Genomic DNA, 16,202 nt, shown 5'->3' with positions numbered 1-16,202 from the left:
GCTTATTTCCATCTTTCACTCTTGGAAAATGCAATCATGAGACCAGAACCAGCTAGAACTGCCAGAATAAGAAGACAAATATTTTTCAGAGGATAGAGCCAGTCTTTATTTTCCTCATGCCATCTTGACTTCCAAAGGCCAACATAGTCAGCGCTCATATGTTCGGGTTGATTCAGCTGGATATTGATTACAATCGCCAGTAAAAGTAGGGCAAACAGCCAAACCAATAATAGGAAATTTAATCTGATATTTCATATCTATCAACTAATCTGTAATTGAAGACCAATTATTCGTATCAGGAAAATCCATATTCTTGGAAAGACTAATTAGTTTAATATCATTTAAATTTAGGTTTAAGCCAAAATTCTTGAATATTGCCACACCTATCAATACCAGCAATAGTATTTCTGAAAAATTCAACATAGCTAAGATCTTCACTCAAAATTTCAGAACCAATTTTAAGCCAACCTGATTGCTCATCATAATATGTTTCCCAATTTTGAGCATAGTCAATTCGAAAACTATCCCCCCCATTAATATCATTATCTGTAACAACAATTACACCTTTATCAGATTTAGGAGGAACCAAACTTCTTTTTATCCAAGAAAAGTCGTTATGATAACCCCAAAATTGAGTGGACTCCATATTTTCTGAATTAAAACCTAAAAATAAATATATAAAATTAAAAGTAATATCGCTATTTATTGTTGGAGCAGCTATTAATTCCTTTGTATCTATTTTATATATTAACTCCTCTTGCTGAGTATACTCTTTTTTTATTATTTTAAACATATTTTCCTACCTATTAGTAAAGTTAAAGTGTACAACTTGGTTTGTATCTAAATCAACAACTAATTCCCATATACCACTGCTTCTTCCATTAAATGTACCCTCCACTTCCCAACGCAAACCATTTGGTAAGTACTTATCTTTTACAGGGATTCCACCATCGATAATTTCTTGAATAATTAAATCTGTCCCAGCATTATCAACGAATGGCCTAGCTTTATCACCTATGTATTTGCCACGTTTAATAACATCATTTGCATGATTTTTGACTGTTTCCGTCATAGTTAATTCAGAAGCTTGTATATTTTTAGAAATAACATCATCACTTCTAGCTACATCTTTTGCCGTATCCGTGGTCTTATCCACCGCCTTGACCGCATCTGCCACATCATCGCCATGCTTAGATAGTTGTTCACTAGCTTCCTTGCTGAACTCCTTGCCAACTTTCTTGCCAGCTTGTTCTGCAGCTTCTTTCGCACCCTTAGCTACTTCATCACTATGCTTAGCCAACTGCTCACTAGCTTCTTTGCTGAACTCTTGTTGGGATCACAGACATGTTCCAATGTATTCTGTAAATGTGATTTTTTGATAATTATAAAGAGTAGAGTAATACTTCAAAATTTCATAAAAACACCCTGAAAGCTAGATTTTTTATTCTAACTTTTAGGGTGCAGGTCTCCTTTCTGTCAATGGACTTCTTCATTTTTGGAGTAGGAACCTAACTGACTATTATTCATATATACCATGTTTTTCTATATATTCTTGTTCCTCATTATCTTCAGCAACTCTATAGAATGCAAAACCAGTCCACTTATGTTTCATAACCATTTGACGAAATTTCTCTGATACATATATCACAGTAAAGTTTTTCGAAGCGCGAAAAACATCTACTCCTTGACACTTTAAGGAGTCTATTCTTTCTCCTTTGGGTTCGAAAAAATAAACATCGTATTTCTCATTATAACGGTATTTACTATTTTTCATATCAAATGCATCAATTACACAGAGAACATGTAAAACAAAATAATTTGTATTGATGCTTCCAGTAGCTACATCAATTAATTTTACAGGATAAAATTCTAAATTGGGGTATTCTTTTTTTAGTATTTTTACTACATTCTTTCTAAATATAGGCCATGAATCAATATTACCTAAGTAATCACTTTCCTCTGTCATCTCCAATGAATTATAATAGAATTCTACATTTGGCCACGACTCTACTTTCTTTTCAGAATATATTATTGTATGAAATCTACCTTTAGGATAATTTTCATATTCGATGTCATTGATATTATTACCATCCCCATAAATATAGCATTTCTTTTTTTCAATAACCTTATCTACAAGATCCATATCATATTTTAATTGATAAAACATTAGTCTAAACCTTTCCAATAATTCGAGTAAAGCATTTTTCCATCTTACATACCTAACATATATCAATAATCCTCTTCGTTAGCTCTAACAGTTATTAAGGGACTAAAATCACCTTTTTAATTTTAGAACCCATCCTAACAAACTTGCTCAATAAAAATTACTTGTCCAGAAAGGAACTTCTTTATATTTTTTTGAGTCAGATACAAGTCGCTTATGTCCGAATTCAACCTCAAAATAATCATACAAATCCAATCCATAATAGATAATATCTAAATCTACAACAGATAAAATGGGCATTTCCTTGTTTTCAAATATCGGGAGAAAANGATGCCCGTATAAAGGAATTAGAGGTGGAGCTGATTCTAGCATTTTTCTTATTTTCTTATTTTTATCTTCTACTCTATCAGGCTCTAGTCCCCAGGAAATCTCCCAAACTATTTCATCGATATTTTCCAAAATTCCATTATAAGGACTCGCTAATCTTTCTTTTATAGCTGCTATGTTTTCAACTGAAAAATCTCTCCAGTTATAAAAACGTTCTGAAACAGGCAGTATATTTTGATAAAATTCCAACCACTGCTGGGGAAATTTTACATTATATATTTTCTCAATTTTTCTTACTTCGTCATCGCTTAAGCCTTGCTCTATCTGGATATTATTCTCAAGCAATAGCTTTTTAATCTTAGCTATTTTCATTTTCAAATCATTTTGCTTCATATCTATTTTCAATACTCTATTTAGAAAATCTTAGGTAGACGTTATTATGCTTTCTACACCTTCAATATTCCTCATAAAAAACCTCGATATCTTTATCTGAAATACTCATATCAGACTCTAGTATAAAATTCTTTATATTTTTTATTTCCTTATTCGTTAGAGACTCAGCTTGAAACTCAATAATGAAGTCAACCTTATCTTCATTTCCTGAAATGATAATGATAGCATCTTCAATATATTCTCCCAAAAATATTCGTTTCAAATGCAGATATCCCGTTGCGGGAGTGGAGAAATATTCCTTCCAATTTATAGTCTCTGAATAGTCCATGTCTACATTCCTATAGAAAAAGTGAGAATGGTCTATTTGATGACTAGTATCCAATAATTTCAATAATCTATCTATCACAACTAACTCATTTATAGCTATTCTCAGTTCAATACCTAACATAATCTCATTCCTATATAAATAATTTAAAGATTGGGCTATTAGTCCGTGTCTTACTATGACTTCATCTCAGACTCTTTATATACTTGCACTTGTTCAAACTTCGATGAAGTGGCATTATTCAATGACATAAACATTAAATTTTTTTCTTCTACCACCAACTATGTATCTCTCAACACCTTCATCCCACCACAAAACAATGTCAGATAAAATCTCTAAAAAAACATTTTTAGAAACTTCATCATTGATAAAAAGATATTTTGCATTATTTATAAAAATATTAATGCTATCTGGGACTATACAGTCAGGACGCTCAAGACGATCAGCTAGTGCATCCCAATTACCATCTTGAAGATCATCAATATTAAAACCTTCCGCTAATATCTGTACAGCATCTNTTTCACTCTGTACTGTTTTTCCATCAATATGTAGATAAAAATAACCAGAGAATTTGAACATTAAATATATTTTCTCTAATTTTGTTATTCGTTTATATACATTCACCTTATTTCACCCTTATAAATTGTTCTCAATGCTTAGTTGTGTAGTACAAACTAGCTTCTCTTTCTTTGACTCTTAGAACAGTTTATCTATAAAACATCATTATCCTGCCAGAAGAAATGTGCATCCTTTAAATCAAGATGTTCTATCTGAATATCACGACAAACAATTGTCATTTGCAACAAACCAATATCAAATATACACTTCACAAAATCAGGATTCTCCTCATAAATTTGTAAAGAAATTTCTTGACCATGATGATGCAATTCTCCTCTAGTCATATTTTTAACGTATTGATCTTTTCTCCACTGAATATCTAAAGCATCATTGCTATACTCTACTTTTGCGCATACTAAAAACTTAACTTCCCAGTATTTTTCTTTGTTATGATAATCTTCTATGCACAAAGAAACCTCATCTCCAAAATAGGATATCTTTAAATCTAGTATTCCCATTTCCCAATAATCTATTGCTGCAATCTCTTTTTGTTTAGTTATTAAATTAAATAGTAACATAACTCTCTCCTTACCATTTATCCCAAGGAATATGTCCCGCAGGGCTTTTTACATCAACATTATTCCCATGAATATCTAACGGTTTCCCATTTTTATCATAAATGTGCATATGAGTATAATCTGTACCAACATTATCAGGTGGGTCAATACGCACTCTCATTTTCCCATTTTCCTTAATCTGTGTAGTAAACACTTCTATAACTTCCTTATTATTCTGAAACGGCTATTGCAAAATAAAAATTTTCTCCATTACTATTTGTATACTGTTTAATATAATTTTTGGCCATAGAAATCGACTTTAGTGAATCATTATCTTTATTTTTAGGAGAATAATACCAGCTATCATAAGTTAAATCAAATATATCACCTTGTCTTGAATACACATCTCCACCAAGAATAACAAACTTCTTTGATTCTATCCAGTCTATATATGCCAAAACATCTTTAAATGTATATGCATAATTTGTAACACCAAACTCTTCTAACGAACTACCTCTATTTTCAAAATTATATTTACTTAATTCCATATTGTTTAGCTCCTACTTTTTAGGTCTAAAGAACCTATGATTTACAGTATTATCAGGTTCAATTATATATTCGAATACTCCATCCTTACCTTTATAGGATCCCGGAATTTCAAGTTTTTTCCGTACAATACCGTCTCCACCTGTTATTGTTGATAATTTCCCTTCTGATCCAAATGATTCTACCGCTTCTGGAAATGAGTGTAGATCTCCTTGTTTCATTTGTTTTTTTTACCTTATCCGTAAATGTGATATCTTCTAAAGGATTTATCTTTATCCCGTCTTTAACATCATCTACTTTATCCACCACACGAGTAGCATCTTTAGCTTTATCAGCTGCCTTCGCAACTTTTGATGCATCATTGACCTTATCCAGTGCTTTTAAGCCTTTACCAGCTAATTTCCCACCCTTTAAAACTTTACTAATTCCAAAAGAGGCTAAACCAGCTGTTAACCATCCTGCTGCTTCTAAGCGACTAGCAGCTTCACCTGTTTCTGGATCTTTCCCTGTAGTTAAACGGTATATATCACTCACAAAGAAAAACTCTCCGAGTAAATAAGGTATTTTTTTAAAGCTATTTACTGTATTCTGCCAAACGAGTCTATTCCCTGCTTCGATTTCCTCTTTCGTGCGTGTGTCTGTTCCTACAACTGATTTGAAATCATAGCTTCTTGACAAAGTGGCAATCGCAGACATATCCCCAGAGTTTGCTTTTTGGATGAGTTGCTGTAATTCACTGGCTGTCAGTTTTTTCTTTCTAGCATCATCTTGAGCCTTAGTCGTTTTGGGATCACAGACATGTTTCAATGTGTTCTGTAAAGCTGGAGTCCAGTTACGGTCAAGATTGAGTCCTTCTCGGATCGTCGGTGAGGTATTGAGTCCAGTCGCTAAACCATATTCATAGCGAATCTGTTGGCGACGGCGTTGTTCAGCTTGGGCTCTTGCGTATGCTGCTTGTTGTTGTACATAAGCATATGAACTCTGTCCACCATAACTTCCACCTTGGTAAGTTGCCACATTTGGTCCAAAAGCTTGATAATAACTTGCTGGTGCTCGGAAGTTGCGGTCTGTTTGAATGCGACGATCCGTGTATTCACGTAGTGATACTGCACGGCCTAAAGCATCTTGCCCGACAATACTTTGTTGGTAGAAACGTTGTAGACGAGTATTGATCTTACGGCGTTTCGAGCCTCCGCCTCCACCTAACCAAACCATATTATGCCCACTCGGGTCGGTATAGTTAACGGGATTGTTCTGCACATAGCTATAGCGGTTCTGACTAAGAGGATCTGTGTCCTCACCTGGGTAGCTATCCCCGGTTAAGAAAGTACCTCCCTGACTATCATAATACCTTGCTCGTAAGTAGTCAAGTCCACTATCGTCACGAGCTTCGCCGTTATAGGCAAATGGCTGACCTGTCGTGTCTGTGCTTATCTTTCTTGCCCCATAGAGATGATAGCGACTGGATGCGACGGCTTGTCCATCCTTGGTCAAGCCTGTCACAGAGCCTGATTGGTTTGTCAAGTAGTTGTAGCTATCGCCTGTTTGGTTGTTGAGGTAGCTAGCTCGACCCTTGCCATAGCTATAGGTCTCACGAGCCTTGCCATCATGGTCATAGGTTTCGAGGACTTCTGTATGTTCACGATTGACATCATTGACATAGTTGCGTTCCTCGTAGTAGTTGTAGGTATCCTCTCGTGTGGTATAAGGGATGAGGACATCCTGAACTTGACTGGCATAGGTCACTTCTCCCTGACCCGGTAAGTTACCGAGTTCCGGTGGGTTGACGACGATTCCCTCCTTGGTCGCTCGGTCCTTAGCCACTTTCTGGTGGTAGGCTGTCGATACATCGTCAAAGATGCTGTGCCAGATGCTTCCTACTGTTTGCGGTAGGGTGGATAGGGCTTGTAGGACATTCTGAGTAAAGCCATACCAGAAGAGGGAGTTTTCTTCCCCACTCGGGGCTGTGTATGGTGATTTACGGCCTGACTTGGTATCCTTTGACTTACGTTGGAAGAGCTGATAGGTGTTCTTGCCTTCCTTGCGACTGGCAGTGAAGACACGGTTATCATCCCCGTCATAGAGCGCAGCCATGAGAAGCCCCTTCTTGTCCTTGATCGCAAGCAAGCGGTTTTCTGTATCGTAGATGTAGTCTAGCTTTTCTGAGTTCTTTTCAGAAGCGATGCGATTGCCATTCTTGTCGTAGGTATAGGTGATGGTACCATCTGGCCCTTCCAGTTTGGTCAAGCGGTTATGGTCATCATAGGTAAAGCGTGTCTGGCTCTCCTTACCATCGACTGTCTCGTTGCTAGTCAGTTTATTGCCCGCTAGGTCATAGGTGTAGGAGAGCTTAGAGAGTTCCTTACCAGATGCATCCGATACGGTCATGTTTTCCACTTGACCGAGAGTATCGTATGTGTAGGTATGGACTAGGGTTTCACCATCCTGCTTAATGGTTTCCTTGGCGATATAGCCACCATCGTCATACTCATAGCCGTAGCTGGAGATGAGCTTGTTCTGCTCGTCTACTGTGAAACTAGTATAAAATAAACTAGGGGAAAATTTCCCCTAGTTAGAAATTGAACTAAGTCACAAATTGTATTTGTGAAAGTGATTTATACTTTCTCAATTTTTACATCATTTTCAGATAGAATATCCACTAAATATTCTGTCGACATTATGAAATAGTGATGAAGCTTTTTATTAGCTACTTTTGCAGAAGCGACCAAATCATCAAACTCTGTATTCTCGACCTCATAGATATAGTTGGTCAGATAAAGTGGTCTGTTCTCTGCCAATCCTTGCTCCCAGTATTTATCTCTTAATTCTAAACTTTCCTGGACTGTTCGGAAAGCCCAGATCTTTGTAAAGGTAAATTTAAATTTTTCTGAATCTTCCAAGTAGGCAATTAAAGTATCCCCATCTATATTTATCTCAATACCATAGTCACCAAAAGGGATGAAGCCCGGTTGAATTTCCGTCCATTTTTCCATATCATTTCTCCAAGTTCTATTTTCTGATAATTGTACTAAAGTCATGTACTTGTTTGATTAGCAAATTTTCTAGTATTGGCTGATATCTAATTTCAAATTTGCAGAAACAAGAATCTCCACTACACTATCTTGAGTTATGATTATATAATGTCGTGAATGCAAAGTTCCTAAATCATAATATGATGTGTATTCCAGTTTTCTCACTAATTGACTATTCTTGACTTCGTAAATGACATTTTGGAAATTATTTTCTTCAAATTTTTTAAACATCTCTTTATCCAGAATTGCAGATAAATACAATTTCCTGCTAAAGAATCGTGCTTCATCATAATAAATACATGATAATTTAAAACGGTTTCGCTCTCCAATCAGCCTAATTTCTTGACCATCTGACAAATTTGTCAACAAGACCTTTAACCTATAGTTATCTACAGGAATCAAACCTTTAAAGACTTCTACCCATTCTTCATTTTTAGTCTCCATATCTAATTTCATATGAAACCCCTCCTTTTGATTGCCTTATTTGAAATTCCAGTGTTGGTCCTAAATCACTTGTACTTCCAGGTCTAACAACAACCTTTGTTCCATCATCTAAAGTACCCCTATACCCTTTACCAAATGAAGTATTAATTTCCGTTACATTTTCTAAGGGTAATGAATTGAAATCTTCAAGTGCTTTATTATAACCTCCATGTGATTTAAAGTTTTTTGTTCCACTTTTTCCTGAAATATCTTCCATTCCCGAAACAAATTTATCAGCAATTTCTTGACTAGTTAGAGCCCTTGTCCCGTCTTTGACATCATCTACTTTATCCACCACACGAGCAGCATCTGACGCCTTGTCCACCGCCTTTGCAGTATCCGTAGTCTTATCCACCGCCTTGACTGCATCTGCTACATCATAGCTATGCTTAGATAGTTGTTCACTAGCTTCCTTGCTGAACTCTCGGCCGACCTTCCGGCCGCTCTGCTCGCTTGCATCGCCATAAAGATCCCGAAGTATACTCTGATACTCCGCACTCTCACCCGTACTCTGGTAGAGTCGAGCTGTATGCTTGCCAATGTCCTCTCCATAGCGGAAATTATCCAACCCCGCAAAGGCGAACTTCTTGTAACTAAAGTCATCCCAAAGATTCCCCAAACGGCTTCTAAAGAAGTCCTTGGTCGCACCATAGCTCTCCCGTGCTAGTGTGCTCAGATAGTTGTCAGACAACATCGTACGAGCTTGTTTTAAATAAGATAGGCCCTTTTCAATCTTGGGCACCTGTGACAATCGGCTTACCAACTTGCTCTTGCCGGCTATCTTGGCTAACTTAGCCGGACCAATAAATGAAACGATCTCACTGATGATTTCTCCCGCAGCCTGTCCACTTTCATAACCCGAAAACTGTCCAGCTAGTTCGATTTTATCACGAATCGGTTGCTGTTTCAAATCTTTGGCATGACGGGCATCATGTAGAATCGACCCCATGAGACTACCATTACGAGTACTGTCGTCTAAGGCATTAATCAAATCATTCACTTCTGGAATCATTGTGACTAATCCATAAGCAGTCCCAAGCGTATTTAGTAAGACTTCACCAAGAGCATTCTTCCCACCTTCTAGATCATCCTTCATCCACTGCGGAGTTTCTTTCCCCATGAGAGAATTATAACCAAACGCCAGACCCTCGTGGGTGTATTGGGCAAGATCAACACCAAATTCTACAGCTCCAAATGTTGCATCACCTAAAATGCCAAAGGCTGCATCCCCAAAACCTTTGATGTAGGCCCAGTTCGGATCATCCTTCATCCATTCAGTCATTCCGTCTAAACTATCAGAGAGGCCCTTACGCCAATCTCGCAACGTGGCCTGAATTGGATGGTGAAGACGCCAATCCTTTTCTATCCTCTCCTTTTCCTTGTCTTCCAATTCCTTGGCTTTTTGTGCCTCTAGCTCGGCTTTCTGGACACTCTCATCTATCTGATCATCTATCTCCTTGACCTTATCCGCCATGGGGGAAAGATTGTTCACTACTTGGCTGATAATAGGATCGCTATAGTCTAGCCCATTTGTCTGCTGCAGTTGACCCAGCAATTCTTGCAGATATTGGAGACTAGTCTCCGTTGCCAATGCGGTGCTTTAGTTATTTGATCTAATAAAAGAGCTAACATTTCTATTATTGATGCATTTATATATATTGAACAGTCATTTCTTAGGTGCCTCTATTCTGAATGAAAGATTAGGCCATTTGAATCTTTATCATGTTAGATAAAGATGATGATAACTCCCTATCTAAAAAGGCCAGCAAAGCTGACCATTTGAATTATTTTATAGTATTATCTATGTAGCATTGTTAAAAAAACATGAAATGTCTGCAATCACCTTCAGACAAAAAAACAAAAGTTAGACAGAAAAATCTAACTTTTGGGGTGAGGTTCAATAGGGTGGTGATATCATTATCAATCATCCATTACTCCGCCTGTCAGCTGGTACATGAGGTAAATGTGCTCCAAGACTTTTACCTTATCCATATGATCCACATCTTTTACGCCTCCCAAGGCCAGTAAAGGAACAAAACCGAAACATTGGTTGTAAGACAGGGCACCATGTTTTGACACAGCTTGTCTATATAAATCAAGTTCAAAGTTATCAGTCACATATGAATTATCTAAATACTTAAGAAAATATTTTAAGCTTTTTATAATAATGTCGCAGTCTTGAAGATTATATTTCACAATGCCCACAAAATCATTTTTCTCCCAAGTAATAACATCTCCAAAAGCTGTTACAAACATGGGAAAAGCGATGTCTCCTCTGAAATAACTATCTTGGAGAAGCTCAAGATAGTCATCTGGATTAATGACTTTTAGATAACCATCAAAAAAGGTTCCCAGACCATCCTCCTGCCAAATTTGAACTAACTCAGCTGGGACTTGTTCCTTATACTTTTCAATCACTTCTTGGGGCATATCTGCCACTTTTACAAAATTTTCTAACATTTTTCTAAAAAATTAACCCTCTGCGGCAATTTTCAGAAAAGCCTGCTTGAAGTCTTCGTACATCTCAAAAGCAATTCTCATGACATTTTCAAAGTCATCATAATTGGCAATCACTGGATCCATGATTCTATAGTCCGGAGAGATGAGCCTCCTAGAAAACTCCATCAGTGGGGTCCCAAGTATAACTTTGTTTTGAGAGTCCCTAACAACCCATATCAATTCTACTAATCCTTTAAAGATACTAATATGGAAGCCAAAAGTATACCCATCTTCTTTAACAGGCTCAATATAAAAGAATTTTTCACGTCCATCAAATTTAGCTATATACCCTAAATCTTCAAAAACGTCAAATACCAACTCGCCTGTAATGATATTTAAGCGTTTTTCTTCAGGCGTTCTATCTAAGCTAAATTTATCCGAAAGCTCCTTATACCGCTCCACAAAATTTATAGCTTGCAAAGCCCCTTCAACTCTGCTGTCTAATTTCATCTGTCTACTCCTTTGTAAATCTTAGTTCAACACCGTATTCTTTGGCAATTTCCTTAAACTTTTCAATATCTGGTAAATGTTTATTACTGTCTGGTATTTCCAATATATGTTTACCCTCTAGTTTTAAACCATCAATTTCTGGATATTTATTTGAACGAATTATTTCACCAACCGAGTATTTATTCTGAAGTTCCTGTAAATACCCTCTAAAGGTTTCTTCTTGAATCTTATCCAAATCGGTCGCCTTGCGAGATATAATTTCTCCCGCAGTTGGGTCATATGAATCTAAGCGTTTTCCGTTTTCCAAATTCACTTCGTGATGTGGATATATCTTTCGCTCCTGGACAGTTTCATTAAAACGATTACCTCGTGCTATTGGAGAGTTTTGAGTAAAGAAATCACTATCTTGTTTCCAAGTGAGACGATCGCTTACTCGCCTACCTCGGTTGGTGTTCCGAACAACATATTCCTGATACCGTTCTTCCAGTTCCGCATTCTTAAAGACACCGTCTCCATCAAGCAATTCTTCCACAGCTTCTTTGCTGAATTCCTTGCCAACTTTCTTACCAGCTTGTTCTGCAGCCTCTTTAGCACCCTTAGCTACATCATCTACCTTGTCAGCTGTCTTTGCGATTTTCCCTAACTTACCCGCTTTGCCAGCTTTGAGGAAGGGTAATATATCTAAGGCGAGCCATAAACCTGCTTCTAAGCGACTGGTCTCCTCACCCGTAACTGGATCAATCCCTGTAATCAAGCGGTAAACGTCATAGATTCCAAAAATTTCGCCTAAAATATGCTGGCCAGTTGTGAGGGTCCTATCCCAAACTTCTTGATTTAACCGAGCCAATTCAGCTTGAGAACGATAAGGCACGGTCCTCTCCATCGTCTTATCATAGCGATAACTCTTAGAAAGCTCACTAATAGCCTGAAGATCGCCTTTGTTAGCTTTCTCAATCAAGTCTTTGGTCTTTGCATCCAGCTTATATGGTTGCATGGAAGCCTGAACAGGACGCTTACTGTAATAGGAATCTACCAAGGAACGAGCTAGTTTCTGCTGAAGCATGACCCTATAATTGGACTGGTGACTAAGTAGCTGGTATTGCGTTACAGATAAAGCAAAGTTTTGATTCGTATAAAGTGCCTTGGCCTTTTCAGTCGCATACTGCGGCCCCTGAACAGATCTCAGTACTCCAAGTTGGGCATTCTGTTGCGAGATAATACTGGAAAAAGTCTCTGGTCTAGGCAAATCATTGAAAGCTGACATCTTATCCGTTGTATCCGTCAAAATTTGCTTAGCCGCACTCAGATTACTGGATATATCCGAGGTTGAAGACGCATCCAGTGTGATTAAGTCTGATATCCTTGAATAAGTTCCAGATAGACTCTGCCGAATAGTGGCCAAGCCCTGACTAATCCCTGGAAAGATAGTGCCCAACTCTGCCAGATAGTCCGTATCAATCACTGCATCCTGAGCACTCTCTCCCACCTCCGACTGAAAGGTGCTAATCAATGCCTCGTAGTCAGCTGACATAATCTCCAAAGCTGTCAGATAATGCGTCATCATAGGCATCTGGTGGTTCTTAACTTTAGCATCAATAGCTGTCTTGACATCTCCCTGCAGTGCCTGACTCTCTACAATCTGATTCAATTTTGAGCGGGCTAATTCAACCTGCCCCCGCATCAGCTTGATTGAAGTAGCCAATTTGGTCTTGTTGCTCTGCACTTCATTCATATCAATCTTCATTGGCAACCTCCACATCATAAATGGTAGAGTAGACAGATCCCTTGAAATAGAACTCTCTCAACTCCTTATCGCAATGCTGGCTGTCTTTTGCATCACTGTAACCTTCGGAAATCACCCGCTTGATAAAGAGATTACTGATGTAGAGAGGCAATGTATCAAAACGCATACCGTAAGGATAGACATGTCCTGCGTAATCAATGTATGACTGAGAATCCAATTGCAGTCGACGACCAGATAGAACTGCATAAAAATCCATCTCCTCCGAAGCAAACTGCTCAACCAACTCGGTCGGAAGCAGCTCCTTATCCAGCTCCACAATCGTTCCCAATGGGTAGATCTTACTGAAGGCCAAATCAACTAAAGCAAAAAAGCGAATAAACACAGAAAAGGATACACGATAGGCGGTCTCAATCCGCTCAATCTCAACTTCTTCCTGATGATAATGAAAACTGAATAGAAGCGGAGCCCCAATAAATGGCTTGTACCTGCATTTGGACTCTCCTTTCAGAAAAGCAATATAGCAGGAGCGCAACACTTTGGGATGACCCGCTAAGGTCATGCCAATCGTGCGTAAATGTTGGTGTTCTGCTTCACACAGACTCATCTCCTCTAATCCCTGCTCGAATATATACAACTGCAATTCGTTCATTTCTTCCCCCTCGAACTTTGAATATTGGATGCTTCCGTATGATCATCAGCAACTTTATTCTGTGCTGCACGGTTCATATTTACCACATCCGTACTGGTAAAAGTCCGCAAACTACTTAATGAACTGTTTAATAGCGTAATATAGTCATTAAAATTCACAAAAGGGGTTAAGTCTGAGTTGTTAAATTCCAGCGGAGTCATATCAAAAATAGAGGATACATAAGTTTCAGCAGATTTAGTAGTACTTTCCCATACTGACAAATCAACTTTTGTTTCTGACATTTAATTTCCTCCTACGAATAGCTGAGAGCTATGGAGTAGTAACTATCTGCTTCTGTAAATGCCATCGAACTCTTTCTTAGTAAACTATCTGCTTCATCTTGAAGTTCCTTAATTTTACTACTAATCTCACCTTTATTTGAAGTTTGTTTAGACTGGTAGGTCATTAGATTTTGTTTAGCATGGGTGCATTTCTCTAAAAATCTACCCTTTACACTTCCTCTAAAACGAGACCCATCTACCTTCTCCAGTCGAGAAAAATCATTGCTCAGTAGTGAATTGATATTTTCAATTTGTTGGTCTAACTCACGATTTGCCTGCTCTAAGCGCTCAATCTTAGCAAGTAGCTCTTGACGTTGAGCTTGCAGATTGTTGCCTTTCTTTATACTTGTCTGATATTTTTCCATATAAAAATTGGCTAGTTGAGGATTTGACTTCATAAAATCTGACAATTCCTTCCGTTTTTATATCATTGTCACTATCCACATTCTACCATATTTTATTACTGATTTCTAGAAAATATAGATGAATATTGACAGAGAAGAAATTGCAAAATTATCATATTACTGCTCTTATATCCTCATAGCAGATTCGGATCATATTCAAAAAAGAAACTCTTCACAGAGTTTCTCAGATTGAAGACAAAGTCCTTAGAACATAAGTTTCTAAGGGATTTTATTTGTGTGAAGTCGTATAATAGAGGTAAGAAGGGTTGTGAGGTGCTCGCTATGTTTCACAAAGAAAAAACAGATTATAATCGTTGCCAATACGGCTTCCATACGATAGACGAATTGGTCCCAGAAGATCACTTTCTTCGCCAATTGGAAGCAGAGGTTGATTTCGACTTTATCTATGACTTGGTTGAAGAAACGTATAGCCCCGATCAGGGTCGTCCTAGTCTAGATCCCGTCATGTTGGTCAAAATCCCTTTGCTTCAATGTTTTTATGGTATTCGTTCCATGCGCCAGACCATTAAAGACATTGAAGTAAACGTAGCTTATCGTTGGTTTCTTGGACTAAGCTTGGATGACAAGGTGCCTCATTTTACTACATATGGAAAGAATTACAGTCGTCGTTTTCAAGATAAAGCACTGATTACTGAGATATTTTCACAAGTACTCCATCAAGCTTTATGTGCTGGTTTGATTAATCCTTCTGAAATATTTGTGGATGGTACCCATATCAAAGCGGCAGCTAACAGTCAGAAGTATCATAAGTAAATGGTTGCCCAACAAGCTAAATTTATGAGTGAGCAGTTGGAAGTTGAGATTGATTTAGATAGGAGAAAACACGAAAAAAAGTCCTTAAAGCCCGCAAAAGAAAGCGAGGCTAAAGAAAAGAAAATATCAAGGACAGATCCTGAGAGTGGTTGGTTCCACAAGGGTGAACACAAGGAGGTATTTGCCTATTCTGCCCAAGTAGCTTGTGATAAGCATGGTTGGGCCTTGGCTTATACGGTTGAGGCAGGAAATGTTCATGATAGTCAGGCTTTTCCTACCCTTTTTTCAAAGTTAGAAGCTTTCTCCCCACGCTACATTATTGCGGACTCTGGCTATAAGACCCCAGCTATTGCCCATTATTTATTAAAGCGAAACATTATCCCTGTCTTCCCTTATACCCGCCCCAAGGGAGTAAGGGGGAACTTAAGACCCAGTGATTTTGTTTACGATTCCTATTATGACTGTTACCTTTGTCCAGAGAACCAAGTGTTTACCTATTGCACGACGACCCGAGCAGGCTATCGTGAGTATAAGAGTGATCCAACAGTATGTGTCGCCTGTCCCCTATTATCCGTTTGTACTCGAAGCCAGAATCAACAGAAAGTCATCACAAGACATGTATGAAAGGACGCGCTTGAATTTTGTGAAGAGATTCGCCACCAAAAAGGGATGAAGGAGCTCTATAAGAAACGCAAAGAAACTATTGAGCGGCTCTTTGGGACAGCCAAAGAATACCACAATCTCCGTTATACAAGAGAGAAAGGCAAGTCCAAGATAGAAGATAAGATTGGGCTTACTTTGGCGTGTTTGAATCTCAAAAAACTAGTAAAAATGAGGGTGGGCAAGCCTTTTTATTTTGTTCTAAATCCGATTTTGGGATGGAATAGCAGATGATGAGACAAAATATTTTTGAAAATACAAAAAGACAAACGCCAAAAATGACGTTTGTCTACGTTCTGAGAAACTCTTCACAGAGT

Annotated in this window: 19 protein-coding genes and 1 pseudogene; 1 reads left to right on the top strand and 19 read right to left on the bottom strand. The window is 37.9% G+C overall.

Features of this window, described 5'->3' with window-relative positions; genetic code table 11:
* Window positions 1-2 precede the first annotated feature (2 nt).
* From D8791_RS02615 to D8791_RS02510, 19 genes are all read right to left on the bottom strand, one after another.
* Complete coding sequence (locus tag D8791_RS02615; protein WP_125390256.1) at window positions 3-248, bottom strand: hypothetical protein; 246 nt, start codon at window positions 246-248, stop codon at window positions 3-5.
* Window positions 249-337: 89 nt separating this feature from the next.
* Entirely contained in the window at window positions 338-793 is a 456-nt protein-coding gene (locus D8791_RS02610) for a hypothetical protein (protein ID WP_125390175.1), read from the bottom strand.
* 6 nt (window positions 794-799) lie between these two features.
* Window positions 800-1,300: a hypothetical protein gene (locus D8791_RS02605; protein ID WP_125390176.1), complete on the bottom strand. Its 501-nt coding sequence runs from the start codon at window positions 1,298-1,300 to the stop codon at window positions 800-802.
* Between the two features lie 219 nt (window positions 1,301-1,519).
* Window positions 1,520-2,167, bottom strand: coding sequence for an imm11 family protein (locus D8791_RS02600; RefSeq protein ID WP_061422405.1), 648 nt, complete (start codon window positions 2,165-2,167; stop codon window positions 1,520-1,522).
* Between the two features lie 778 nt (window positions 2,168-2,945).
* Complete coding sequence (locus D8791_RS02590) at window positions 2,946-3,332, bottom strand: Cdi1I family immunity protein (RefSeq protein WP_125390178.1); 387 nt, start codon at window positions 3,330-3,332, stop codon at window positions 2,946-2,948.
* Between the two features lie 114 nt (window positions 3,333-3,446).
* A complete protein-coding gene (locus tag D8791_RS02585) occupies window positions 3,447-3,788 on the bottom strand; it encodes a barstar family protein (RefSeq protein ID WP_446677526.1) in 342 nt (113 codons plus the stop codon).
* Window positions 3,789-3,919: 131 nt separating this feature from the next.
* Window positions 3,920-4,345, bottom strand: a complete 426-nt coding sequence (locus D8791_RS02580; protein WP_125390180.1) for a PIM7 family immunity protein — start codon at window positions 4,343-4,345, stop codon at window positions 3,920-3,922.
* Between the two features lie 10 nt (window positions 4,346-4,355).
* Window positions 4,356-4,538, bottom strand: a complete 183-nt coding sequence (locus tag D8791_RS02575) for a hypothetical protein (protein ID WP_125390181.1) — start codon at window positions 4,536-4,538, stop codon at window positions 4,356-4,358.
* A gap of 16 nt (window positions 4,539-4,554) precedes the next feature.
* Complete coding sequence (gene imm40, locus D8791_RS02570; RefSeq protein ID WP_125390182.1) at window positions 4,555-4,872, bottom strand: Imm40 family immunity protein; 318 nt, start codon at window positions 4,870-4,872, stop codon at window positions 4,555-4,557.
* A gap of 109 nt (window positions 4,873-4,981) precedes the next feature.
* Window positions 4,982-7,258 carry an RHS repeat-associated core domain-containing protein gene (locus D8791_RS02555; RefSeq protein ID WP_260471672.1) on the bottom strand — a complete coding sequence of 759 codons (2,277 nt, stop codon included), beginning with the start codon at window positions 7,256-7,258 and terminating at the stop codon, window positions 4,982-4,984.
* Between the two features lie 227 nt (window positions 7,259-7,485).
* A complete protein-coding gene (locus D8791_RS02550) occupies window positions 7,486-7,908 on the bottom strand; it encodes a hypothetical protein (RefSeq protein WP_125390183.1) in 423 nt (140 codons plus the stop codon).
* 24 nt (window positions 7,909-7,932) lie between these two features.
* A complete protein-coding gene (locus tag D8791_RS02545) occupies window positions 7,933-8,358 on the bottom strand; it encodes a hypothetical protein (RefSeq protein ID WP_125446140.1) in 426 nt (141 codons plus the stop codon).
* A complete protein-coding gene (locus D8791_RS02540; RefSeq protein ID WP_223367642.1) occupies window positions 8,336-9,976 on the bottom strand; it encodes a hypothetical protein in 1,641 nt (546 codons plus the stop codon). Before D8791_RS02540 ends, D8791_RS02545 begins: the two co-directional genes overlap by 23 nt.
* Before the next feature lie 329 nt (window positions 9,977-10,305).
* Window positions 10,306-10,845, bottom strand: a complete 540-nt coding sequence (locus D8791_RS02535; RefSeq protein ID WP_125390185.1) for a T6SS immunity protein Tdi1 domain-containing protein — start codon at window positions 10,843-10,845, stop codon at window positions 10,306-10,308.
* Window positions 10,846-10,857: 12 nt separating this feature from the next.
* Entirely contained in the window at window positions 10,858-11,334 is a 477-nt protein-coding gene (locus D8791_RS02530; RefSeq protein ID WP_125390186.1) for a hypothetical protein, read from the bottom strand.
* Between the two features lie 4 nt (window positions 11,335-11,338).
* On the bottom strand, window positions 11,339-13,078 hold the full coding sequence (locus D8791_RS02525) for a pre-toxin TG domain-containing protein (RefSeq protein ID WP_185760538.1): 1,740 nt from the start codon (window positions 13,076-13,078) through the stop codon (window positions 11,339-11,341).
* Window positions 13,068-13,727, bottom strand: a complete 660-nt coding sequence (locus D8791_RS02520; RefSeq protein ID WP_125446138.1) for a DUF4176 domain-containing protein — start codon at window positions 13,725-13,727, stop codon at window positions 13,068-13,070. The genes D8791_RS02525 and D8791_RS02520 overlap by 11 nt, the downstream gene beginning before the upstream one ends.
* Window positions 13,724-14,008, bottom strand: coding sequence for a hypothetical protein (locus D8791_RS02515; protein ID WP_061422386.1), 285 nt, complete (start codon window positions 14,006-14,008; stop codon window positions 13,724-13,726). Before D8791_RS02515 ends, D8791_RS02520 begins: the two co-directional genes overlap by 4 nt.
* Before the next feature lie 11 nt (window positions 14,009-14,019).
* Entirely contained in the window at window positions 14,020-14,445 is a 426-nt protein-coding gene (locus D8791_RS02510) for a hypothetical protein (protein WP_061422385.1), read from the bottom strand.
* A 288-nt stretch (window positions 14,446-14,733) separates the two neighbouring features.
* On the opposite strand from D8791_RS02510, the pseudogene D8791_RS02505 reads away from it, so the two are divergent.
* Window positions 14,734-16,119: pseudogene (locus tag D8791_RS02505) on the top strand (IS1182 family transposase).
* Window positions 16,120-16,202 lie beyond the last annotated feature (83 nt).

It is taken from the genome of Streptococcus cristatus, assembly GCF_003943515.1.
GTDB classification, from domain to species: domain Bacteria; phylum Bacillota; class Bacilli; order Lactobacillales; family Streptococcaceae; genus Streptococcus; species Streptococcus cristatus_D.
This window is presented reverse-complemented; position numbering and strand designations above follow the sequence as displayed.